This window comes from Acrocarpospora phusangensis, from assembly GCF_016862995.1.
Taxonomy (GTDB): Bacteria; Actinomycetota; Actinomycetes; order Streptosporangiales; family Streptosporangiaceae; genus Acrocarpospora; species Acrocarpospora phusangensis.
Window position 1 is genome coordinate 41,998 of record NZ_BOOA01000001.1, and the last position, 22,551, is coordinate 64,548.

Annotated in this window: 18 protein-coding genes; 8 read left to right on the forward strand and 10 right to left on the reverse strand. The window is 70.5% G+C overall.

The genetic code is table 11. The features are described from left to right. Positions 1-192: 192 nt before the first annotated feature. Both Aph01nite_RS00215 and Aph01nite_RS00220 read left to right on the forward strand, forming a co-directional pair. Positions 193-2,922 carry a beta-L-arabinofuranosidase domain-containing protein gene (locus Aph01nite_RS00215; RefSeq protein WP_204038613.1) on the forward strand — a complete coding sequence of 910 codons (2,730 nt, stop codon included), beginning with the start codon at positions 193-195 and terminating at the stop codon, positions 2,920-2,922. Between the two features lie 196 nt (positions 2,923-3,118). Further along, positions 3,119-3,616, forward strand: coding sequence for a hypothetical protein (locus Aph01nite_RS00220; RefSeq protein WP_204038614.1), 498 nt, complete (start codon positions 3,119-3,121; stop codon positions 3,614-3,616). Between the two features lie 6 nt (positions 3,617-3,622). Here the strand turns inward: Aph01nite_RS00220 and Aph01nite_RS00225 are convergent, their stop codons facing one another. The 4 genes from Aph01nite_RS00225 to Aph01nite_RS00240 are packed head-to-tail and all read right to left on the reverse strand — an operon-like array spanning position 3,623 to position 8,180. Beyond that, on the reverse strand, positions 3,623-4,993 hold the full coding sequence (locus tag Aph01nite_RS00225) for a glycoside hydrolase family 5 protein (RefSeq protein WP_204038615.1): 1,371 nt from the start codon (positions 4,991-4,993) through the stop codon (positions 3,623-3,625). Between the two features lie 31 nt (positions 4,994-5,024). Beyond that, positions 5,025-5,813, reverse strand: a complete 789-nt coding sequence (locus Aph01nite_RS00230; protein ID WP_204038616.1) for a carbohydrate ABC transporter permease — start codon at positions 5,811-5,813, stop codon at positions 5,025-5,027. Next, entirely contained in the window at positions 5,806-6,759 is a 954-nt protein-coding gene (locus Aph01nite_RS00235; RefSeq protein WP_204038617.1) for a carbohydrate ABC transporter permease, read from the reverse strand. The genes Aph01nite_RS00230 and Aph01nite_RS00235 overlap by 8 nt, the downstream gene beginning before the upstream one ends. Before the next feature lie 44 nt (positions 6,760-6,803). Next, the gene (locus tag Aph01nite_RS00240; protein ID WP_204038618.1) at positions 6,804-8,180 is read right to left on the reverse strand and encodes an ABC transporter substrate-binding protein; all 1,377 of its coding nucleotides are present in this window, start codon (positions 8,178-8,180) and stop codon (positions 6,804-6,806) included. 371 nt (positions 8,181-8,551) lie between these two features. Between Aph01nite_RS00240 and Aph01nite_RS00245 the strand changes: the two genes are divergently transcribed. Continuing rightward, complete coding sequence (locus Aph01nite_RS00245) at positions 8,552-9,622, forward strand: LacI family DNA-binding transcriptional regulator (RefSeq protein WP_239161286.1); 1,071 nt, start codon at positions 8,552-8,554, stop codon at positions 9,620-9,622. Positions 9,623-9,656: 34 nt separating this feature from the next. On the opposite strand, the gene Aph01nite_RS00250 is transcribed toward Aph01nite_RS00245, so the two are convergent. Then, a complete protein-coding gene (locus tag Aph01nite_RS00250) occupies positions 9,657-10,514 on the reverse strand; it encodes an NAD-dependent epimerase/dehydratase family protein (protein ID WP_204038619.1) in 858 nt (285 codons plus the stop codon). A gap of 279 nt (positions 10,515-10,793) precedes the next feature. Here Aph01nite_RS00250 and Aph01nite_RS00255 point away from each other — a divergent pair, with 279 nt between their 5' ends. The 5 genes from Aph01nite_RS00255 to Aph01nite_RS00275 are packed head-to-tail and all read left to right on the forward strand — an operon-like array spanning position 10,794 to position 16,459. Next, positions 10,794-11,159, forward strand: a complete 366-nt coding sequence (locus Aph01nite_RS00255; protein WP_204038620.1) for a tautomerase family protein — start codon at positions 10,794-10,796, stop codon at positions 11,157-11,159. A 31-nt stretch (positions 11,160-11,190) separates the two neighbouring features. Further along, positions 11,191-12,210, forward strand: a complete 1,020-nt coding sequence (locus Aph01nite_RS00260) for an NAD-dependent epimerase/dehydratase family protein (RefSeq protein ID WP_204038621.1) — start codon at positions 11,191-11,193, stop codon at positions 12,208-12,210. Then, positions 12,210-13,091: an SMP-30/gluconolactonase/LRE family protein gene (locus Aph01nite_RS00265; protein ID WP_204038622.1), complete on the forward strand. Its 882-nt coding sequence runs from the start codon at positions 12,210-12,212 to the stop codon at positions 13,089-13,091. The genes Aph01nite_RS00260 and Aph01nite_RS00265 overlap by 1 nt, the downstream gene beginning before the upstream one ends. A 1-nt stretch (position 13,092) precedes the next feature. Next, complete coding sequence (locus tag Aph01nite_RS00270) at positions 13,093-14,070, forward strand: aldo/keto reductase (protein WP_204038623.1); 978 nt, start codon at positions 13,093-13,095, stop codon at positions 14,068-14,070. A gap of 25 nt (positions 14,071-14,095) precedes the next feature. Further along, a complete protein-coding gene (locus Aph01nite_RS00275; protein ID WP_204038624.1) occupies positions 14,096-16,459 on the forward strand; it encodes a beta-glucosidase family protein in 2,364 nt (787 codons plus the stop codon). 93 nt (positions 16,460-16,552) lie between these two features. On the opposite strand, the gene Aph01nite_RS00280 is transcribed toward Aph01nite_RS00275, so the two are convergent. From Aph01nite_RS00280 to Aph01nite_RS00300, 5 genes are all read right to left on the reverse strand, one after another. Beyond that, entirely contained in the window at positions 16,553-17,554 is a 1,002-nt protein-coding gene (locus tag Aph01nite_RS00280; protein ID WP_204038625.1) for a Gfo/Idh/MocA family protein, read from the reverse strand. A 35-nt stretch (positions 17,555-17,589) separates the two neighbouring features. Next, a complete protein-coding gene (locus Aph01nite_RS00285) occupies positions 17,590-18,747 on the reverse strand; it encodes a mandelate racemase/muconate lactonizing enzyme family protein (protein WP_204038626.1) in 1,158 nt (385 codons plus the stop codon). Beyond that, the gene (locus Aph01nite_RS00290; protein WP_204038627.1) at positions 18,744-19,490 is read right to left on the reverse strand and encodes a ribonuclease activity regulator RraA; all 747 of its coding nucleotides are present in this window, start codon (positions 19,488-19,490) and stop codon (positions 18,744-18,746) included. Before Aph01nite_RS00290 ends, Aph01nite_RS00285 begins: the two co-directional genes overlap by 4 nt. Positions 19,491-19,639: 149 nt before the next feature. Beyond that, the gene (locus Aph01nite_RS00295; protein WP_204038628.1) at positions 19,640-20,695 is read right to left on the reverse strand and encodes a LacI family DNA-binding transcriptional regulator; all 1,056 of its coding nucleotides are present in this window, start codon (positions 20,693-20,695) and stop codon (positions 19,640-19,642) included. A gap of 107 nt (positions 20,696-20,802) precedes the next feature. Then, on the reverse strand, positions 20,803-22,545 hold the full coding sequence (locus Aph01nite_RS00300) for an IlvD/Edd family dehydratase (RefSeq protein WP_204038629.1): 1,743 nt from the start codon (positions 22,543-22,545) through the stop codon (positions 20,803-20,805). Positions 22,546-22,551: the final 6 nt, after the last annotated feature.

Here is a 22,551-nt window from a genome sequence, read left to right on the forward strand (position 1 = left end):
CCAAGAAATGTTAGCGATAACAAGCACGAGCTCCCCGGTCCCGTCTGGAAGGCGCGGGACCGGGGCCCTTCGGGAAGGAACATCCGTGTCGCATCAGGGATACGTCCCGATCGCCAAACTCGGATTTCTTTATAAGCAAAATGTTAGCGCAATCATGCATTGGATTTCCGCCCCTCACCCCCAGGAGCTCCCATGTCACTAAGCCGCCGCCAGCTCTTCCAGGCCGCCGGCGCCAGCGTCGCGCTCACCGCCGCCGGTCAGGTGGCCGGCACCTCCGCCGCCCAGGCCGCCCTCCCGTGGGCCAGGTCCGAGATCGGCGTCTCCGCGTACGAGTTCGATCTCGGCCTGGTGCGCCTGAACTCGGGACGCTGGCTCGACAACCAGAACCGCACGCTGTCCTACCTGCGCTTCGTCGACGTCGACCGCCTGCTGTACGTCTTCCGCGCCAACCACCGCCTCTCCACCGGCGGAGCCTCGGCCAACGGCGGCTGGGACGCCCCCAGCTTCCCGTTCCGCAGTCATATGCAGGGGCATTTCCTGACGGCCTGGGCGCAGGCGTACGCCGTACTGGGCGACACGACCTGCCGGGACAAGGCCAACTACATGGTCGCCGAGCTGGCCAAATGCCAGGCCAACAACGGCACGGCCGGGTTCGCCTCCGGCTACCTGTCGGGCTTTCCCGAGTCCGACATCACGGCCGTGGAGAACCGTACGCTGAGCAACGGCAACGTGCCGTACTACTGCATCCACAAGACGCTCGCCGGGCTGCTCGACGTGTGGCGGCACATCGGCAACACCCAGGCCAGGACGGTGCTGCTGGCCCTGGCGGCATGGGTGGACACGCGGACCGGGCGGCTGTCGTCCAGCCAGATGCAGGCGATGCTGGGCACCGAGTTCGGCGGCATGAACGCCGTGCTCACGGACCTGTACCAGATGACGGGCGAGTCCCGCTGGCTGACCACGGCCCAGCGCTTCGACCACGCGGCCGTGTTCAACCCGCTGGCGTCCAACTCCGACCAGCTCAACGGCCTGCACGCGAACACGCAGGTGCCCAAGTGGATCGGGGCCGCGCGCGAGTACAAGGCGACCGGCACGAGCCGCTACCGGGACATCGCCGCCAACGCGTGGACGATCACCACCACCGCGCACACGTACGTGATCGGCGGCAACAGCCAGGCCGAGCACTTCCGCGCGCCGAACGCCATCGCGGGCTACCTGTCCAGGGACACCGCCGAGTCCTGCAACACCTACAACATGCTGAAGCTGACCAGGGAGCTCTGGACCCTGGCGCCCACCCGGGCCGACTACTTCGACTTCTACGAGAGCGCCCTGCTCAACCACCTCATCGGCCAGCAGAACCCGGCCGACAGCCGGGGGCACGTCACCTACTTCACGCCGCTCAACCCCGGCGGTCGGCGCGGCGTCGGCCCGGCCTGGGGCGGCGGCACCTGGAGCACGGACTACAACTCGATGTGGTGCTGCCAGGGCACCGGCATCGAGGTCAACACCAAGCTGATGGACTCGATCTACTTCCACGACGGCACGACGCTGTTCGTGAACCTGTTCGTGCCCTCCACGCTGAACTGGTCGCAGCGCGGCATCACGGTCACCCAGTCCACCTCCTACCCGGTGAGCGACACCACGACGTTGCAGGTCAGCGGGAACGTGAGCGGGTCGTGGTCGATGCGCGTCCGGATCCCGGCCTGGACGCAGGGCGCCACGGTGAGCGTCAACGGGGTCCAGCAGAGCATCGCCACCACGCCGGGCTCCTACGCCGTGCTGACCCGGTCGTGGTCCTCCGGCGACACGGTGACCGTCCGGCTGCCCATGCGGGTGATCATGAAGGCCGCCAACGACAACCCCAACCTCCAGGCCGTCGTGTACGGCCCGGTCGTGCTCTCCGGCAACTACGGCAACACCACGCTGTCGTCCGCCCCGACGCTGAACACCTCGACGATCAACCGGACCAGCACGTCGGCGCTGGCGTTCACCGCCACGGCCAACGGCTCCTCGGTCAACCTGGGGCCGTTCTACGACGCCCACAACCACAACTACGTCGTCTACTGGAACGCCACCGGCGGGGGCGGCACCGGCGGCGAGGCCAGTTTCCGGCTGGCCAACGCGGCGAGCGGGCTGGTGCTCGGCATCCAGAACATGTCCACCGCCGACGGCGGCCTGGCCCTGCAGTGGACCGACAACGGCAGCACCGACCACGACTGGGTGCCGATCGTGGACGGCTCGGCGCTGCGGTTCCGCAACGTCAACAGCGGCAAGGTGCTCGGTGTCGAGAACATGTCCACGGCCGACAACGCCCGCGTCATGCAGTGGACCGACAACGGCACCGCCGACCACCGCTGGACGATCACCGACGCCGGCGACGGCTCGGTCAAGATCCGCAACGCCAACAGTTCCAAGCTGCTGGGCGTTCAGGGCGGGTCCACCGCCAGCGGGGCGCAGGCCGTACAGGATCCGGACAACGGCAGCGCCGACAACCAGTGGCGGTTCGTGCCCAACGGCGCGCGGCGCGTCCAGAACGTCGGCACCGGCATGGTTCTCGGCGTCACCAACATGTCCACGGCGGACGGCGCGCTGGTCGTGCAGTGGGGCGACACCGGCACCGCCGACCATCTGTGGACCGCGATCGTCGACACCGGCGGCTACCTGCGGTTCCGCAACTCCAACAGCCAGAAGGTGCTGGGCGTGGAGAACATGGGCACCGCGGCCGGCTCCCGCGTCGTCCAGTGGGCCGACAACGGCACCAGCGACCACCGCTGGCGCCTCCGCTACGGTTCCAACGCCGCTTTCCGCATCCAGTGCGCCAACGGCGGCCGGGTCCTCGGCCTCGGCGGCACCTCCCAGGGCGCCCAGGTCGTCCTGGCCGACGACAACGGCTCGAACAACAACCTCTGGAGATTCCTCTGACGAAAGGAACTTAGGTCATCCGACCGATGGGCCCACCGTTTCCCCGCACGAGAATTGAGCGCATCCGAACTCAGGCGCACGTCCTTCTCGGGAAATGAATCGGGCACATTCTGAGGACGGGACATCCGGCGGTCCCGGGTCAATCCCGGGACCGTCCGGAAGAGAACCCCGCGAGGGCGGCCGGTGTCGAAATGACATGAAGCCCAGCAGAGTACTGGCCGTGATCACCGCCGCGGTCCTTTCCGTGACGGGTTGTACGAGCACCGAGACCACACCACCCGGCCCCCAGAACTGCCCGGTGACGCATCCCGGCAGGTCAGGCCCCTCGGAGATCCCCGAAGAATCCCTTTTCGGCTGGGACCGCTCCTACGGGGACGGCCGGCTCGCGGTCGGCGGCCTCTGGCCGGACGGCGTGATCGACGCCGGCCCCGACTTCATCGAGAAGGACGGCGCCATCCGCATGAAGTTCGGCTGGTGGCGCGGCAGCCCCGGCGCATTCGAGATCACCGGCCGCCGCCTGGACGGCTCCGCCCCGCCCCTGCGCGCGGACATCCCCGACGGCTACGGAGACACCGGCTTCCAGGCCACCGGCCTTTACTTCCCCGCCGAGGGCTGCTGGGAGGTCACCGGCCGGATCGGCGCGACCCGCCTGGTCTTCGTCACCTACGTGATGAAGACCAGGCAGCCCCGATGAAAGGGATCAGCCGGCGACCAGCTGGTCCCGGAGGGTGGTGCGGACGTCGCAGTTGGCGAGGGCGAAGGAGTCGGCCAGGGCGACGAGGTCGGCGTCGGTGAGGTCGCGGAAGAGCTCGGCGTACTCGTACGCCAGGGGCTGGGCCACCGTGAGGTTGAGGATCAGGGTGCGGACCCAGTCGAAACGGCCCCACGGGTACGGGTCGAAGTCGGGGAACTCCGTGGCCATCATCTCGTGGAAGGGCTTGATGACCTCGGGCACGCCGAGGCCGTCGCTGCCCCACTGGTCGGCGCCGAGGCGCACCTTCTTGGCGACGAAGTCACCGAAACGCTTCAGGTACGGCGAGTCGGGCCGCACCATGACCAGGCCCTGCCGGCCGAGGTCCTTGTACATCCAGATGGACCAGCCGGCGTCCTCCCGGCGGTAGATCTCCAGCTGGTCGGCCAGGAGCTGGCGGCGCATGGCGTCCACGCGCTCGTCGCCGGTGTAGATGGGGCCGAACTCGCCCACCCAGACGGGGGTGCCGGTGCGGCGGCAGTACTCGGTGCGCTCGGCGTACTTGGCTTCGAGGGCCGCCTTGTCGAAGTACCTGCCGTCGGTCAGGCCGGGGTAGTCGCCCCCGCCGCCGAGACCGGGCGCGGCGTAGTCGTGGGCGACGTAGACGGTGTTCTCCCACGGCTCGTCGAAGACGTCGAACTCGGTGGAGTAGGTGTTGCCGTCCAGGAACAGGATGTGCCGCTCGTCGATCGCGCGGATGGCGTTGACCAGGCTGGTGTAGAACGGGCCGACGACCTTGCGGGACTCGTCCGCGGGCTCGTTGATCGGGTTGTACCCGGCCACCCAGGGGTTGTCCTTGTAGTGCTCGGCGATGTGCTCCCACATGGCGACCACGCGGTCCTGGAAGTGCGGGTGGTCCCAGAAGGCGGGGCGGTGGGTGGGGTTGTCGGAGTGCCAGTGGTGGTTCTGCGAGCCGGGCAGCGCGTGCAGGTCGATGACCGAGTAGATGCCGTGCCGCGCGCACGCCTCGATGGCCCGGTCCAGGTGCCGGAACCCTTCCTTCTTGAACTCGAAAGGCTTGCTGTCGTCTTCGAAATGGCGGTAGTTGACCGGGAAGCGTACGCAGTTCATGCCCAGATCGGCCAGGAGCTTCGCGTCGTCCTCGCCGAAGAACGCGGTCAGCAGGCGCTCGAAGAAGAGCTCGTACCGCTCCTCGCCCAGCACCTCGCGGACCGTGCCGCGCATGAGGGACTCATTGCCGGAGTATCCGGTGATGAAGTTCTCCATGTTCAGCCAGCCGCCCACCGCGACGCCGCGCAGACGGACGGGCGTGCCCGACTCGTCGACGATCTGGCGTCCAGCGGTACGAAGAAACGTCATGGGTGGTTCCTTACCTTCGATAAATCAGGGGCTATTTGATCGCGCCGGCCGACAGGCCCCGCTCGAAGAGGCCCTGCAGGCACAGGTAGGCGACGATCTCGGGGATCGCGGTGATGACCGCGCTGGCCAGCACCTTGGTCTGGTCGTTGCTGAACTGGCTGACGAAGAACTGCGGCAGCAGCGTGACGGTCTGCTGGGCCGGGTCCTGGATGAGAACCAGCGGCAGCAGGTAGGCGTTCCACGAGCCGATCAGCGTCAGCACCACGATCGCGGCGGCGATCGGCCGCGTCATCGGCAGGACGATGTAGCGGAAGGCGGTGAACGTGCCGGCGCCGTCGATCCTGGCCGCGTCGAACAGCGCGTCCGGCACGCCGTCCACGAACCGGCGCGCGATCAGGACGGTGAACGGGATCTGCAGCGCGGCCAGCGGCAGCACCACCGCCCAGTACGTGTCGTACACACCGAGCGCGAGGGTCGTCGCGAACAGCGGGGTGAGCAGCACGACCTCGGGCAGGGTGAGCGCCGCCAGGATCATCCAGAAGTAGATCTCCTTGCGGCGGATGTGCAGCTTGGAGAAGCCGAAGGCGGCCAGCATGGTCAGGACGTACACGATCAGGATGGTCGAGGCGGAGATGATGACGCTGCTCTTGAAGAACGTCCCGATGGCGCCGACCTCGAACACCGCGCGGTAGTTGCCGACGCCCTCCCCGGCCAGCGAGCCCTGCACCATGACGATCAGGGGGAACAGGTACGGGACGATCATCAGGGTGACGATGAGCTGCAGAATGAGCTTGGCCGGCAGGCGGCGGGCCTCAAACACCGGTCTCACTGTCCTTTCGGTTGGCCCGGACGGCGACGGCGATGGCGCCGACCAGGGCCAGGATGAGCAGCATGATCGACAGGGCCGCGCCGTAGCCGACGTGGGCGCTGGGGATGCTGATCCGGTAGATGTAGGTGCCGAGGAACTCGGTGGCGTAGTTGGGGCCGCCGATGGTCACCAGGTAGGGCACGTCGAAGGTCTTCAGCGCGCCGATCACGCTGAGCATGCCGAGCGCCACGGTGGTGCCGCGCACGCCCGGCCAGACGATGCTGACCAGCGTGCGGATGTTGCTGGCGCCGTCGGTGCGGGCCGCCTCCAGCGTCTCGGGGTCGATCTGCCCCATCGCGGCGTAGTAGAGGACGAAGGTCAGTCCGGTGAAGTTCCAGACGGTGATGAACATGATGACCGGCATCGCGGTGCTGGACTGGGCGAGCCACGGCTGGGACAGGAAGCCCAGGCCGATGTGGTCGAGGGTCCAGTTGAGCTGGCCGTCGGCGGCGAACATCTGCCGGAAAACCGGCGCCATCGTCGCCGGGGCGATCACCACCGGGGTGAAGACGATCACCTTGTAGAGGGTGCCGAGCTTGACCTTCGAGTGCAGCAGCGCCGCGAACACGAACCCGATGGCGGTCTGCGCGGTGAAGGTCACGATGAAGAAGATCACCGTGTGCCAGATGGCCTGCCAGAAGATCGGGTCCTGGAGGATCTGCTCGTAGTTGCCGAGGCCCACCGAGGTCGGCGTGGGGCTGGTGCCGTCCCAGTCGAGGGTGGACAGGTAGCCGGTCTCGCCGATGCAGTAGTAGAGGATGCCGACCACGAGGACGAACGCCGGCATGATCCACGGAAGGCCGGATGGTCGCGCCATCCTTCCCCGGTCGCCCGGGGAAGGTGGCGCGGTGGACGTCGGACGGCGCGCCCCGGTCTTCGGCGAGGTCGTGGAGGTCATGGGTCTCCCTGCACGTAGTGGTTGGGACGGGCCGTCCGCTGGGGTTACTTGATCTTCGCGGCGGAGGCCTGCAGCGTGGCCGCGGCCTGCTCGGGGGTGGCCTCACCGGCCGCCACCGTGGTCGACGCGACGCCGATCGCGGTCTGCAGGTCGGCGACCACGGTCGCCAGGCGCGGCTCGGTGGACTTGCCGGAGTCGCTGATCAGCTTCTCCAGCGCCGGGCGCTGCACCTCGGGGTTGACCAGCTTCACGGTGTCCCAGTTGGGCTGGGTGGTGATCAGGGCGGGGATGTCGTTGAGGACGTCGGCCACCACCTGCTGGCCTTCGGCGGAGGTGCCGAGCCAGGTGGCGAAGGTCGTGGCGGCGGCGATGTTCTTGGACTTCTGGTTCACGGCCAGGCCGAAGTCCGCGTCACCGTAGAGCGCGCCGACGTTGCCGGTGCCCGCGACGTCCGGGAAGGGGATGGGCAGCTGGGTGAACGGCTTGGGGTCGGCGACGCCGGCGCCGGAGATGGCGGCGGTGTTGCCCTCGATGGTGGAGTACTGCATGTACCAGGTGCCCATCATGACCATGGCGTACTTGCCGGACATGAAGCCGTTGTTGGCGTCCGGGTACTGCTGCATGCCGAGGGCGCCCTCCTGCATGATCCCGTCGTCGAACAGCTTCTTCCAGATGGTCAGCGCCTGGACGATCGCCGGGTCGGTCCACGGGACCTCGCCCTTGAGGGCCTTCTCCCACACGCCGGGGGCGACGTTGTCGGTGATGGCCTGGAGGGTGTCCTCGTTGAACGCGGTCTGCGCGGCGCCCTGGACGAAACAGCCGACGTTGTTGGCCTTGAAGGTCTCACAGACCTTCTTCCACTCGTCGTACGTCTTCGGCGGGGTCAGGCCGTACTTGTCGAAGAGGTCCTTGTTCACCCAGATCGTTCCGGAGAAGACCGAGCCGACGGACAGGGCGGCGAGCTTGTCGCCGTTCATCAGGCTGCTCACGCCGATCGGGGCCAGTTTCGACTCCCAGTCCGCGCCGAGGGTCTTCTCCACGGCGGGCTTGAGGTCCACGGCGTTGACGCCGTAGATGTCGACCGAGCCGTTGGCGGCGCCGGGCGCGACGGCGAAGACGTCAGGACCCACCGAGGAGGCCAGCGCGGGACGGATGGCCGCGTCGTAGCCGTCGATGGTGAGCTTCTTGAAGGTGACCTTGATATTCGGGTAGACCTTGTTGAAGGCCTTGATGTACGCCTCGGCGGGTGTCGCGTCGGGCGTCCACCCCCACCAGGTGATGTTCCCCGAGTCGGCGGACCCCTGGTCCGCGTTCTGGGCCGGGGCGCCGCCGGCGCACCCGGCGAGCGTCAGCCCGACGACCATGAGGGCGGCGACAGCTCCGAGGGGTCTGCGCTTACTGACTCGCGAGGATCCCAGCATGTGATCTCTCCTTGCACGTGATAGGCACGCACCGTGATATGACACCGGTTCCGCGCCCTGCGAGAACTGCCGACGGTTCGACCGAACGACGAGAGCCGGACCTTGTTCACAACTCCGAAACTTTCCGAAATTGTCTCGGGAGAGCGAAACATCGGCCGGTCTGCGGTGTCAAGAACTTTGGCCTAATTGTTTCCGCCGAGTTTCGAAATCTCCGATCTTCACGACCTGATCTCCCCGGCGTCACGAGGGCGGGGGCGAGATCACTGGTGACGAGTTTCCGCTGCTCCGGGCCACCCTGGACCGCTTCGTCCACACCGATGCTACGGTTATAGAAAGTTTCGACAGATCGAACCTACGAAGGACGAGGTGTCGTGGCGATCGAACCGCTGGCCCCGAGCGCACGGAAACGGGCCGCAGGCAAGCGCGCCAGCCGCGTGACCATCGCGATGGTCGCCCGGGAAGCGGGCGTGTCCGTGCCGACCGTGAGCAAGGTGCTCAACGGCCGTGACGAGGTCGGCCCGGACACCCGCCGGCGCGTCCAGGACGCGCTGAGCTCGACAGGCTACCAGCGTAGGGCCAGGTCGGAGCCACGCAAGGTGGGCCTGGTGGACTTCGTGATCACCGAGCTGGACACCGGGTGGGCGTCCGAGCTGCTGCGCGGCGCGGAGCAGGAGGCGTACCGGCTGGGCACCCAGCTGGTGCTCACCGTGACGCACGACCGGCAGGCCAACCCGCGCGACTGGCTGCGCACGCTGACCTCGCGGCCGACCGACGGCGTGGTCCTGGTCGGGTCGAGCACCCGGCACGTGCCCGCCTCGCGGCTGCGCACGATCGAGGCGCCGTTCGTGGTCATCGACCAGTTCGGCGGGTACGAGCAGGACATCCCCACCATCGGCGCCACCAACTGGGCCGGGGGTTTCGCGGCCACCGAGCACCTGCTGGAGCTGGGCCACCGCCGGATCGGCGTGATCACCGGCCCCGACGACGTGCGGTGCAGCCTGGAGCGCCTGGACGGCTACCGCGCGGCGCTGCGCCGCGCGGGCCTGCCGGTCGACGAGAGCCTGGTACGGCAGGGCGACTTCTACGCCGAGGGCGGCAGGCGCGGCGCGGCCGCCCTGCTCGACCTGCCCGAACCGCCCACCGCCGTGTTCGCGGGCTCCGACCAGCAGGCGGCGGGCGTGTACGAGGAACTGCGGGTCAGGGGCCTGCGGGCGCCCGAGGACCTCAGCGTGATCGGTTTCGACGACACCGACATCTGCGAGTGGCTGTACCCCCGGCTGACCACCATCCGCCAGCCGCTCGCCCAGATGGCGGTGCTGGCGGTGCGCAACGTGCTGGAGCCCGCGCAGCCGGCCGGGGAGTCCCTGCGGCTGGAGCTGTCCACCAGCCTGGTCGTCCGGGAGAGCACCGGCCCGCTGCCCGGCAAGCGCCGCCGCAAGTGAGCTGCCCTCCGGTGAGATGCCCTCCGGTGAGATGTCAGAGCATGTCGCGCCAGGAGTAGGCCGGCTCGAACCCCAGCTCGGCCGTGGCTCTGGTGATGTCGAGGGCGGTCTCGTAGGCGTCCAGCGGGCGGCGTACCGGCACGTCCGGGAACACCTCGGCGGCCAGGTCGGCCGTGGGCCGGTCCATCACCGTGTCCTTCGCGGCGATCACGTACGAGGGCGCGCCGGACACGTCGGCCAGCAGGCCGAGGCGGCACGCCTGCGCGACGTCGCGGTCGTCGATGTAGCCCCACAGGTCGAACACCCTGGTCAGCGGGTCGTCCCAGTACGAAGGCAGCTTGGGGTAGTCGGCGGCGGAGTGGATGTTGGACAGCCGCAGCGACACGATCGGGATGCCCGACCAGGACGAGATGTGCTCGGCCATGGTCTCGCCGAGCACCTTCGACAGCGCGTACGTGGAGAGCGGGTACGGGTAGTGCTCCTCGTCCACGGGCAGGTAGCGCGGCGGGTTGTCGGGGGCGAACGGGAATCCGAGCGCGGTCTCGCTGGAGGCCCACACGATCCGGCCGACGCCGAGCTTGGCGGCGGCCAGGAAGACGTTGCCGTTCATGGCGTTGTTGACGTTGAGGGTGCGGGCGTCGGTGAAGTAGCCCGGCGCGGGGATGGCCGCCAGGTGCACGACGCCGTCCACGCCGGTCAGCGCGTCGACGGTGTCGCCGAAGTCGGTCAGGTCGGCGCGCAGCAGCGGCGTGCGGAGCTGTTCCCACAGCTCACCGCGGTCGCCGGGGGCGCCCGTCACGTCGATGGCCCGTACCTCGTGCCCGTGGGCGAGCAGGTCTTGGAGTACGGCCCGCCCGGCCTTGCCACTCGCCCCAGTCACCGCGATCTTCACGGCCGGCCTCGCTTTCACCACATCGTTCCCGGAACAGCAGAGACCTACGGTAGTAGATCGGGCACCGAAAGTTCATCGAAACTATCGCGCCTCCGGATTTCACGCCCGGAGCGCGCTGACAGGCAAAAATGCGGTCATCACGCCCGGCGAAGTGGCGTCCGTGCCTTGACGTCCGAGACCGGCAGCCCTACTTTGTCAACGTACCGCTGAAGTTTCGGATAGTTTCCGAAATTTTTCCGCGTAACTTTCGTTACATCACCTCCCCCGAAGGAGTCACCGGTGCCTCTGGTGCAGATCGACCTTGAGCGTTCCCTCGCCGAACGGCTGGGCGGGCAGATCAGCGACGGGATCCATCAGGCGCTGGTGGACGCGCTCGGGATGGACCCGGCCGACAAGTTCCAGATCTTCCGCACGCACGCGCCCGGCGAGATCGTCTTCGACCCGGCGTACAACGGCGTGGACCGCCGCGAGCTGATCAGCATCCAGATCCAGATGGTCCACATGTACGACGTGACCACCAAGTGGGCGATGTTCGACCAGATCGCCAAGCGGCTGGAGGAGATCGGCATCCGCAACGACGACCTGCTGATCAGCATCGTGGAGAACGGCTTCGAGGACTGGTACGCCGGCAAGTCGCGCAACTGACCCACGATCCACCCAGAGCGGGAGACCCCACATGAAGGTCCTCTACATCGGCGGCACCGGCACGATCAGCTCGTCGTGCGTGGCCGAGTCCGTACGCCAGGGCCAGGACGTGTACGTCCTGAACCGCGGCCGCACCTCCAGCCGCCGCCCCCTCCCCGAGGGCGTCACGACCATCACGGGCGACGTCCAGGACCCCGAGTCCGTACGCGCGGCGCTGGACGGGCGGACGTTCGACAGCGTGGTCAACTTCCTCAGCTACGGCGCCAAGGACGCCGAGGCCGCGGTGGACCTGCTGGACGGCCGCGTCGGCCAGTACGTGCACATCAGCTCGGCCTCGATCTACCACAAGCCGGTCCGGCAGTGGCCGGTCACCGAGTCCACCACCCGGCGCAACCCGTACCTGGCCTACGCCCGGGACAAGATCGCCGCCGAGGACACGCTGCGCCGCGCGTACGAGGAGCGGGACTTCCCGGTCACGGTGGTGCGCCCGTCGCACACCTACGACGACGCCAACCCGCCGCTGCCCGGCGACTGGACCGCGTGGGACCGGATCGCGCGCGGCGACGAGCTGGTCGTGCCCGGCGACGGCACCAGCCTGTGGACGCTGACCCACGCGCGGGACCTCGCCGTCGGCCTGGTGGGCCTGATCGGCAACTGGCAGGCCATCGGCGAGGACTTCCACATCACCTCCGACGAGTCGCTGACCTGGGACGAGATCTACGGCATCATCGGCCGCACCGCCGGCGCCCCGGCCCGGCTGCTGCACCTGCCGTCGGAGTTCCTGCCGCGGGTGGCGCCGGACTGGTTCTGGTCCGACCTGATCGTCGGCGACCTGGCGCACACCGCCGTGTTCGACAACAGCAAGATCAAGCGGTTCGTGCCCGCGTTCCGGCCTGCGACCACCTGGTCGGAGGGCGCGCGGCGGCTGCACGCCTGGCGGGCCGCGCACCCGGAGCAGACCCGGCCAGACCCGGCCACCGACGCGGTGCTGGGCCGGCTGGTCGAGGGACACCGGGCCGCCGCCGCCGCGCTCACGGCCCTGGCGCCGTGATGCGGGGAGACCTGACCGCCGAGGTCTGGCTGGAGGTCTCCGGCGTGCACCTGGAAGGCGTGGTGTGGGATGGCACGGCGGGCCGCCTGCGGTTCGTCGACATCCCCCGGGGGCGGGTCTTCGACGCCGACCCCGGCACGGCCGAGGCCGGTTGGTTCATCCTGCCCGCCCCGGTCACGGCCGTGCACCCGACCACCGACCCGGCCACGCTGCTGATCGCGGACGGCGAGGGCATGGCGCTCACCTCGGGCGGCGTGCTCACCGAACGGCTGGCCTCGCCCCTCGCCGGGCGGCCGGAGATCCGCATGAACGACGGCAACGTGGACCCGGCCGGGCGTTACCTGGCCGGGAGCATGGCGTACGCGATCACGCCGGGCGCGGGCGCGCTGTACCGGCTGGACACCGACCGCTCGCTGCACACGCTGCTGACCGGCGTGACCATCGGCAACGGACTGGACTGGTCCCCCGACGGCACCTTCTGCTACTTCGTGGACAGCACCACCCGCCGTGTCGACGTGTTCGACTACGACGTGCCGTCCGGCGCCCTGACCGGACGCCGGACCTTCGCGGACACCTCCGAGCTGCCCGGCATCCCCGACGGCCTGACCGTGGACGCCGACGGCGGAGTGTGGGTGGCGTTCTGGGGCGGCTCCCGCGTGGTCCGCTACGACCCCGGCGGCCGGCTCGACCTCACCATCCTGCTGCCGGTGACGCAGGTCACCTCGTGCGCCTTCGGCGGGCCCGGCCTGGACCAGCTGTTCATCACCACCTCGACCGAGGAGCTCACCCCCGGCCAGCTCCGCGACCAGCCCGCCGCCGGCGCGGTCTTCCGGGCCGAGCCCGGCCGCCGCGGCCGACCCTCGAACAGGTTCGTGATCTGACATGGCCGACCTCCTGGCCGACCCCGTGGCCGACGGCCCGGCCGCGCGCCGCCCGTTCGGGCGCACCGGGCTCAGCGTGACCCCCATCTGCATCGGCACCAGCCCGCTGGCGAGCATGCCCGCCCTGTACGGCTACGCGGTGGACGACGCCCGCGCCGAGGCCACCGTGGACGCCGTGCTCGACGGCCCGTTCAACTTCCTGGACACCTCCAACAACTACGGCGGCGGCAGCGCGGAGCGCCGCATCGGCGCCGTGGTGCGCCGCCGCGGCCTGCCCGACGGCTTCGTGCTGGCCACCAAGGCCGACGCCGACCCCGACACGGGCGACTTCTCCGGCGAGCGGGTGCGCCGCTCGGTGGCGGAGAGCCTGGAGCGCCTCGGGGTGGACCACGTGCCGGTCATGTACCTGCACGACCCCGAGTACCACATCACCTTCGAGGAGGCCATGGCCCCCGGCGGCGCGGTCGAGGCGCTGGTCGCCCTCCGCGAGGAGGGCGTGGTCGGCCACCTCGGCGTCGCGGGCGGCCCGGTGGAGCTGATGCGCCGGTTCGTACGCACCGGGGTGTTCGAGGCCGTCATCAACCACAACCGCTGGACCCTGGTCGACCGCGCCGCCGGACCCCTGATCGAGGACGCGGCGGCCCACGGCGTGGCCTTCGTCAACGGCGCGCCGTACGGCGGGGGCATGCTCGTCAAGGGTCCCGACGCGCAACCCCGCTACGCCTACCGCGAAACCGGCGAGCCGGTGCGTGACGCGGTCCGCGCGATGCTGCGCGCGTGCGCCGCCCACGACGTGCCCCTGGCGGCCGCCGCGCTGCAGTTCTCGCTGCGCGACCCCCGGGTGACGTCGACCATCGTCGGCGTCTCCGAACCCGAGCGGGTCGCCGCGACCCTGGACCTCGCGACCACCCCGATCCCGGCCGAGCTGTGGGACGAGCTCGACCGGCTGACGCCCCCGCCCGGCGGGTGGCTGGAATGACCCGCCGTACCACACGGAGTGACATATGACCATGACGACCGCGACCACCGCGACTGCCGCGACCACCGCGAACGCGGACACCGCGCCTGAGGTGTGGAAGGACGCCACCCGCTCGCCCGGCGAGCGGGTCGAGGCCCTGATGGGCCTGATGAGCCTCCCCGAGAAGATCGCCCAGCTGTACGGCGTCTGGGTGGGCATCGACAACACCGACGGCGAGATGGCCCCGCACCAGCACGAGTTCACCTCGCTGCCGGTCGAGTGGGACGAGCTGGTCAAGGTCGGCATGGGCCAGCTGACCCGGCCGTTCGGCACCGCGCCGGTGGACGTCGCCAAGGGCGCGGCCATCCTCGCGGCAGCCCAGCGGTCCATCATGGCGGCCGGCCGGTGGGGCATCCCCGCGGTCGTGCACGAGGAGATCCTGACCGGCCTGGCCGCGTGGCAGGCGGGCGTCTACCCGTCGCCGCTGTGCTGGGGCGCCACCTTCGACCCCGAGCTGGTCGAGCGCATGGGCGCGCAGATCGGCGCCACCATGCGGCGGCTCGGCATCCACCAGGGCCTCGCGCCGGTGCTGGACGTCGCCCGCGACCTGCGGTGGGGCCGGGTCGAGGAGACCATCGGCGAGGATCCCGTGCTGGTGGGCACGATCGGCAGCGCGTACGTGCGGGGTGTGCAGTCCGCGGGTGTGATCGCCACGCTGAAGCACTTCGTGGGCTACTCGGCGTCCAAGGGCGGCCGGAACCTGGCCCCCGTCTCGGCGGGCCGCCGCGAGATCGCCGACGTGCTGCTGCCGCCGTTCGAGATGGCGCTGCGCGCGGGCGCCGGCTCGGTGATGAACTCCTACGCCGACATCGACGGCACCCCGGTCGCGGCCGACCCCGCGCTCCTCACCGACCAGCTGCGCGACCGTTACGGCTTCACCGGCACGGTGGTGGCCGACTACTTCTCCGTGGCGTTCCTGCAGACCCTGCACAACGTGGCGGAGTCCCCGGCGGACGCGGCCCGGCTGGCGCTCACCGCCGGCATCGACGTCGAGCTGCCCACGGTGAACTGCTTCGGGCCGCCGCTGGTGGAGGCGGTCGAGCGCGGCGAGGTGGACATCGCGCTGATCGACCGCGCGCTGCGCCGGGTGCTGCTGCAGAAGTGCGAACTGGGCCTGCTCGACGAGGGCTGGGCGCCCGAGCCTCCCGTGCTGGACGAGGAGGGCGAGATCGTGCTGGACGACGCCGATGTGCGCGCCCTGGCCGGGGACATCGCCCGCCGCTCGGTGGTGCTGCTGCGCAACACCCCGGGCACGCTGCCGCTGGCGCCGGGCCTGAAGCTGGCCGTCGTCGGGCCGCGGGCCGACACGCCGCAGGCCATGATGGGCTGCTACTCGTTCCCGATGCACGTCGGCGTGCACCACCCGGACACCGGCATGGGCATCGAGGTGCCGACGCTGGTGGACGCGCTGCGCGCCGACCCCGCCGGCTACGACGTGCGGTACGCGCAGGGCGTGCCGGTGCTGGGCGGCGACGACGAGGGCATCGCCGCGGCCGTGGCGGCGGCGGCCGGGGCCGACGTCTGCGTGGCCGTCCTCGGCGACCAGGCCGGCCTGTTCGGGCGCGGCACCTCCGGCGAGGGCTGCGACGCGAGCGGTCTCGGCCTGCCCGGCCGGCAGGAGGAGCTGCTGGAGGCCGTGCTCGCCACCGGCACACCGGTCGTGCTGGTGCTGCTGGTCGGCCGGCCGTACGAGCTGGGCCGGCAGATCGACCGGCTGGCGGCCGTGGTGTGCGGGTTCTTCCCCGGTGAGGAGGGCGCGGCGGCGCTGGCCGACGTGCTGTCCGGCCGGGCCAACCCGGCGGGACGGCTGCCGGTGAGCTTCCCCCGGGACGGCGGCAACCAGCCCGCGACCTACCTGGGCGCGCCGCTGGCCCTGCGCAGCGAGGTCAGCAACGTGGACCCGACCGCGCTGTTCGCCTTCGGCCACGGCCTGTCGTACGCCCCGGTCACCTGGGCGGGCGTCACCGGCGGCGAGTCGTGGACGACCGACGGCACGATCGACGTGCGGGTCACCCTGCGCAACGAGACCGAGCGGGAGTCGTCCGAGGTGGTGCAGGTGTACCTGCACGACCCGGTCGCGGAGGTGGCCCGGCCGGTGCAGTCGCTGCTGGCCGCGCACCGCGTGGACCTGGCCCCCGGCGAGACGCGCGAGGTCGCCCTCACGATCCACGCCGACCAGACCTCCTACACGGGGGCGTCCTGGCGGCGGCAGGTGGATCCGGGCGCGGTGGAGCTGCGGGTGGGCGCCTCCAGCGCCGACATCCGGGAGACCATCGCCGTCACGATGACCGGCCCGCGCCGCCAGGTCGGCTTCGACCGCGTCATGCAGGCCACCGTCACCACCGAGTGACGGCGGGAAGGACGGTGGCCCCGCGCGGCGGCGGGGCCACCGGAACCAGCGAAGGGGTGGTCCCGCCCACGGGACCACCCCTTCGCCGTTACGTCACTCGCCCGGGTAGCGCAGGCCGACCTGGGCCCGGACCTCGTCCATCGTGCCCATGATCTCGCAGGTCTCGTCGAGGGTCAGGACCGGGCTCTCCAGCAGGCCCTCGCGTACGCAGCGGGCGACCTCCTCGGTCTGGAAGCGCAGCCCGTTGCCCGGCACGGGGAACTCGTACCGCTCGACCGCGCCCGAACGGGCCGTCAGGGTGAAGGACGTCGGACGGTACCACCAGGCGTCGATGTCGATGCGCGCGTCCGTGCCCGCGATGGCGGCCCGGTTGGGCAGGAACGCCTCCATGGTGCTGGTCGCCACGCCCTGGCGGCCGTCCGCGTACCCCGTGATCACCGCGGTCTGGCCGTCCACGCCGGTGTCGCCGAACTGCGTGGCCGCGAGCACCGAGGCGGGCGTGCCGAGCACCATGGACAGGAACGACACCGGGTAGACGCCCAGGTCGAGCAGGGCGCCGCCGCCCAGGTGCGGGTCGAACATGCGGTGGACCGGGTCGCGGCGGAACCAGACGCCGTGCTCGGCCGTCACCAGCCGCACGTCGCCGAGGCGGCCTTCGGCGAGCAGTTCGCGCAGGCGGACCATGTGCGGCAGGAAGCGCGTCCACATGGCCTCCATCAGGAACACCCCGCGGGCCCTGGCCGCCTTGACCAGCTCCTCGGCCTCGCCGCGGTTGATGGTGAACGGCTTCTCCACCAGCACGGCCTTGCCCGCCTCGATGGCGGCCAGGGCGGAGTCCCGGTGCGCGTTGTGCGGCGTCGCCACGTACACGGCGTCGATGTCGCCGGCGGCGAGCATCTCGGCCTGGTCGCCGTAGGAGCGGGGCGCGCCGGTCTCGGCGGCGAACGCCTCGGCGCGGGCCGCCGTACGCGAGCCGACCGCCACCAGCGTGCCGGCGTCGGACAGCCGCAGGTCCTCGGCGAAGGCCTTGGCGATGCCGCCGGTGCCGACGATGGCCCAGCGCAGCGGTTCGGGAGTCGTGGTCAAGGTGGTCATCTCCAGAAAAGGGGGTTGATTCGGGTCGGCCGGGGTCAGCCGCCGAAGCCGTCCTGCGCGTGCGCCCGCAGGTAGTCCAGGTCGAACTCCAGCCCGAGGCCGGGCCCCGGCGGCAGCCGCAGCCGGCCGTCGCGGTTGTCCAGCGGGGTGCGCAGGAACCGGTTGTACGCGCCGAGGTCGTACCCGCTCGACTCGATGCGGTAGAAGTTCGGCACGGTCAGCATCACATGCCCGCCCGCGACGAGGTTCACCGGCCCGCTCGCGTCGTGCGGCGAGACCGGCACGTAGTACGCCTCCGCCATCGTGGCGATCTTCTTGAGCTCGCTGATGCCGCCGGTCCAGGTGACGTCCGGCATGACGAAGTCGGCGAGCCGGTTCTCCAGCACGGGCGCGAAGTCCCAGCGGGTGTGCAGCCGCTCCCCCACCGAGATGGGCACCCGCACCCGGTCCCGTACCTGCTGGAGGGCGTGGCGGCTCTCCGGGGGCACCGGCTCCTCGTACCAGTGGATGCCGCCCGCCTCGTCCAGGGCCTGTCCCAGCCGGATGGCCGTGGGCACGTCGAACCGGCCGTGCGCGTCCACGAGCAGTTCCACGTCGGGCCCGGCCAGCTCGCGGATGAGCGCGGTCAGCTCGACGGCTTCACGTTCCAGGGCCCGGCTGAGCCGCCCGTCGAGGTAGCGGTCGTTGGCCTCCGGCTCGCCCGGCGCGTGCGGGAACGGGTCGAACTTGATGGCGGTGTGCCCGGATTCGACGATCTTGCCGATCTCCTCGGCCACCCCGTCCCTGCTGCCGAACCTGGACTGGTCGGGGTGGGTGTAGAGCGGCAGATCATCGCGTACGGCTCCGCCGAGCAGATCGTGCACGGGCACGCCGAGCACCTTGCCGCGGATGTCCCACAGCGCGATGTCCACGGCGCTGACCACGTTGGCCGCGGCGCCCCGGCTGCCCATGTACGTGAACGCCCGGAAGAGCTTGTGCCAGACGTCCTCGATCCTGGCCGGGTCGTGCCCGGCGACCAGCTCATTGGCCTGGCGCAGCATGGCGGCGACGCCGCGGTTGGCCGCGCGGGTCGTGGTGGTGACCTCACCCCAGCCGTCCACGCCCTCGTCGGTGCGTACCTGGAGGAACAGGAACTCGCCCCAGAAGGAGCCGCCGGACCGGACCAGCCACGGGACCAGCTCGGCGATCCTCACGCGCCGGCTCCGCGCCGGGCGTCCCGCCACCGCTCGTACTCGGGCGTGGCCTCCTTGGAAAGCGGATAGTACGCGCGCAGGTCGCCGCCCTGGGACAGCCGCAGCCGGGAGAACTCCTCCCACTCCGCGTGCAGGCTCGCCTCCGCCAGCAGGGCCGGGGCCAGCTTGATCGGGACGACCACCGCGCCGTCGTCGTCGGCGACGATGATGTCGCCCGGCATCACGACGGTGTCGCCGCACGCCACCGGCACGTTGACGGCGGTGGGGAAGATACCGGTCTGGGAGTGGAAGTTGGGGGTCGCGCCGCGCACCCAGACGCCGAGGCCCAGCTCCCGCACCTTGCCCAGGTCGCGGACGCAGCCGTCCACGACGACGCCGAGGCCGCCGCGGCTCTTGAAATAGAGCATCATCATCTCGCCGAACACGCCGCTGCTCATGTCGCCGCGCGCGTCCACCACCACGATGTCGCCCGGCTGGGTGTGGTAGAGCACGTGGCGGTGGAGCTGCTTCTCGGGCTCGGCGTACTCGTCGACCGGGTACAGGTCCTCGCGTTTCGGCATGAACTGCAGGGTCAGCGCGGGGCCGGCGACACAGACGCCGGGCGTGTGCGAGACCGGGCCGCGGATGTGCGCGCTGCGGACGCCGAGGCGGTTGAGCTCACTGCTGGCGGTGGCGCTGCCGATGGCCCGCAGACCGGCGACGAGTTCGCCAGGCGGGCGGACGATGTCGTGCGTCTCGATCACGTCGGTCTCTCTTTCGCCCGGAGGTCCTCGCCGAAGAGTTTCGAGGAATTTCGGAAAACAGTAGCCGACGTAATAGTAGCGTTCGGGAAGCTTTCCGGGCGATACCCAGGTCAGATCACCGAAACATCGATCGAAACTCGCGGCTTCGTTCAGCGCGTACGACGCCGGGCCAGCTGTGCCGTGCTGCCGCGCACGACCAGCTTGGTGGACAGTTCGAGCCGGCCCTCGGGCATCTCGGTGCCGTCCTGGTGCGCGAGCAGCGTGCGCACGGCCAGGGCGGCCAGCTCCGCGATGGGCTGCCGTACGGTGGTCAGCGGCGGGGTCACCCACTGCGACATCGGCACGTCGTCGAAGCCCACGACGCTCAGGTCGTCGGGCACCCGCAGGCCGCGCTGCTGGACGGCGGCGTAGACGCCGAGCGCCTGCTCGTCGTTGGCCGCGAAGATGGCCGTGGGCGGCTCCGGCCGGTCCAGCAGGGCCAGCGCCAGCTTGTGGCCGGAGGAGTAGTGGAAGTCGCCGTGCTCGACGAGCGTGTCGTCGGCCGTGATCCCGGCCCGCTCCAGCGTCGCGCGGTAGCCGGCCAGCCGCGCCTGGCTGCACAGGAAGCGCATCGGCCCGGTGATCATGCCGATGCGCCGGTGGCCGAGGTCGATGAGGTGCTGGGTGGCGGCCATCCCGCCGCCCCAGTTGCCGGCGCCGATGGACGGGATCCCGGTGTCGGAGTCCCCGACCGGGTCGACCAGGATGGCCGGCACGCCGAGCTTCTCGATGCGTTTGTGGTCGGCCGCCGTCAGCTCGGATAAGGCGAGGATGATGCCGCGCGGCGACCGGTCGGCGATGTCCTCCAGCCACTGCTGGCCGCGCGCCTGGTCGAGCACGGACACCACGATGCCGACCCGGGCGGACCGGGCGGCCTCCTCGGCGCCGCGGATCATCTCGGCGGCCCACGGCGTGCTGGGGTCGTTGAACAGCATCTCCATCAGGCCGCCCCGGCGCACCGCGACCACGGGCCGCTTGGTGCGCTTGGTGGGGACGTACCCGCGCGTGACGAGCACCGCCTCGATCTGCACCCGGGTGGCGGGCGCCACGTCCGACCGGCCGTTGAGCACCTTGGACACGGTCGCGCGGGACACCCCGGCCTCGGCGGCGACGTCGGCGACGGTGACGCGCCGTTCGATCGAGTCGGAAACCAACCGTTGCTCCATCACCGAAACTTGGCAGCACTGTAGAACCCCATGCTACCGGGGCGGCGCTCATTCCAACCTAATGCTTGGTAGTTTGCCCTGTCTGTCCTGATTTGACATGAAATCGTTTAGTGCGAGTCGCGCGGAACCGCGCTCCCGCGGCTGCCGCGCAGGAACCCGAAGTCGGCGCCGGCGTCGGCCCCCAGCACGTGCTCCCGGTACAGCCAGGTGTAGCCGCTCACGTCCGCGGACTCGGGCGGCAGCCACTCGGCCCCCCGGCGCGCCAGCTCCTCGTCGGACACCAGCAGGGTCAGCCGCCGTTCCGGCACGTTCAGTTCGACGCTGTCACCGGTGCGTACCAGCGCGAGCGGGCCGCCGAGCGCGGCCTCGGGCGTGACGTGCAGCACCACCGTGCCGAAACCGGTGCCGCTCATGCGCCCGTCGCTGATCCGCACCATGTCGGTCACCCCGGCGCGCAGCAGCTTGGCCGGCAGCGGCACGTTCGCCACCTCGGGCATGCCCGGGTAGCCCTTCGGCCCCGCGCCCCGGATGACCAGGATGTCGCCCGGGTTCACGTCGAGGTCCTCGTCGTCGCAGACCGCGTGGTACGCCTCCGGCGAGTCGAACACCAGAGCCCGGCCCACGTGGCTCATCAGCGCGGGCGAGGCCGCCGACTGCTTGATGACCGCGCCGCCCGGGGCGAGGTTGCCGCGCAGGACGGCGGTGCCGGTGCCCGCGGGCTGGAGCGGCGCGTCCAGCGGGCGGATCACCTCGGTGTTCCAGCACTCCGCGTCCGCGACGTTCTCCCCCATGCCGCGGCCGGTCACCGTCAGGGCGTCCGAGTTGAGCAGGCCGGCCTCGTCCAGCTGGCGCAGCACCACCGGGAGGCCGCCGGCGTAGCAGAAGTCCTCCATCAGGAACCGGCCCGAGGGCATCAGGTCGACGATGGTCGGCACGTCCCTGGCCAGGGCGTCGAAGTCGTCCAGGGGCAGGTCCACGCCGAGCCGTCCGGCCAGCGCGGTCAGGTGGATGATGGCGTTGGTGGAGCCGCCGATCGCGGCGTTGGCGCGGACGGCGTTCTCGAACGCGGCGCGGGTGAGGATGGCGCTCGGCCGCAGGTCCTCCTCGACCATGGCCACGATGCGCTGCCCCGCCTCCTGCGCGACCTCCATGCGGCGCGAGTCGACGGCGGGCCAGGCCGCGGAGCCGGGCAACTGCATGCCGAGCGCCTCGGCCAGGCAGGCCATCGTGGACGCCGTGCCCATCGTCATGCAGTGGCCGTTCGAGCGGGCCATGCAGCCCTCGGCGACGTGGCCCTCCTGCGCGGTCATGCGGCCGGCCTTGATCTCGGCCTCGAACTTCCACACGTGGGTGCCCGAGCCGACGTCCTGGCCGCGGAACTTGCCGTTCAGCATGGGGCCGCCGGTCACCATCACGGCCGGCAGGTCCACGCTGGCCGCGCCCATGAGCAGGCCCGGGGTCGTCTTGTCGCAGCCGGACAGGAGCACCACGCCGTCCAGCGGGTTGGCCCGGATCAGCTCCTCGGCCTGCATGGCCACCATGTTCCGGTACAGCATCGCGGTCGGCCGCAGCAGCGTCTCCCCGGTCGCCATCACCGGGAACTCCAGTGGGAAGCCGCCCGCCATCCAGACGCCGCGCTCGACCGCCTCGGCCACCCGGTCGAGGTGGGCGTTGCACGGGGCCAGCTCCGACCACGTGCTCGCGATGCCGATGACCGGGCGGCCGTCGAAGACCTCCGCGCCGAATCCCTGGTTGCGCATCCAGGAGCGGTACAGCATGCCGGAACGGCCCTCGGCGCCGAACCAGTGCGCGCTGCGCCGCCCGGTCCCGCCGCCTTCGTTGTGCGCCATCGTTTC